Annotated in this window: 1 protein-coding gene and 1 pseudogene; both read left to right on the forward strand. The window is 53.3% G+C overall.

Going from position 1 to position 1,038, the window contains the following annotated elements; genetic code table 11:
• A pseudogene (locus tag INT22_RS12625) lies at positions 1 to 702 on the forward strand (BREX-1 system adenine-specific DNA-methyltransferase PglX); the annotation flags it as partial.
• A 3-nt stretch (positions 703 to 705) separates the two neighbouring features.
• Positions 706 to 930, forward strand: coding sequence for a hypothetical protein (locus INT22_RS12630; RefSeq protein ID WP_089675689.1), 225 nt, complete (start codon positions 706 to 708; stop codon positions 928 to 930).
• The last annotated feature ends 108 nt before the right edge of the window (positions 931 to 1,038 follow it).

Consider the following 1,038-nt stretch of genomic DNA (forward strand, 5'->3'; position numbering starts at 1 on the left):
GATAAGCCTGGCTTGATTCTCGCCAGCCAGGGCGAATCCGTCCGCGATTACCTCGCCCAGATCCCCGAGCCAAGCTTCGCGCCGGATAAAAACGCGATCATTCCTCTGACCGACCAAGAGTGGTTCCTCGACGACGCCACCAACCGCTTCCGCGACTTCGTTCGCACTGTTTGGGGCGCGGAGCACCTGCAGGAAAACCTCGATTTCGTCGCTGAAAGCCTCTGCCTGCATGCCATCAAGCCCAAGAAAGGCGAAGCCGCGCTGGAGACGATCCGCCGCTACCTCAGCACCCAGTTCTTCAAAGACCACCTGCGCACCTACAAGAAACGCCCCATCTATTGGCTGTTCAGTTCCGGCAAACAGAAAGCCTTCGAGTGCTTGGTCTACCTGCACCGCTACAACGAAAGCACCCTAGCCGAGATGCGCACCGACTACGTCATCCCGCTCACCACCAAGCTCGCCAGCTACGTGGAAAAGCTAGAGCAAGACAAAGACGCCAGCACCTCAGCCGCCGAAGCGAAAAGCATCGAAAAAGAATTAAGCAAGCTCTACAAACAGCAAGCAGAACTTAACACCTTCGATGAGAAGCTGCGTCACTATGCCGACCAACGTATTTCGCTGGATCTGGATGATGGGGTGAAGGTGAACTACGGCAAGTTCGGGGATTTGTTGGCTGAAGTGAAGCAAGTGGTGGGGAAGTAACATATGAAGCTAAAAAATATCGAAGAGCTGATTAATAACGAGGGTGAAATCACCATCGGAAGAATTGGGCCGGTGCGCTGTGGTGCTTCTGCAAGCGATGAAGCTAATTGCCTTGCGATGTTAGCTAGGCGACCTGGCGAGTCGTTTGAGGCGTTTCTTATACGCCTGGATTCCGCGATTGAGGATGCTATTGAGCATGATATCTTCGCAGATGAAATCAATCCATAAAGTGCAATGTAAGGAGCTTTGATGACGACTCCCATCGGCCGTTGGCGTATCACCTGGATGGAAACGTGGGATCAGGACTTTGTCGATTTGATTGAGCCGGGCCACTTC

Source organism: Halomonas sp. 3D7M, from assembly GCF_014897885.1.
Taxonomy (GTDB): Bacteria; Pseudomonadota; Gammaproteobacteria; order Pseudomonadales; family Halomonadaceae; genus Vreelandella.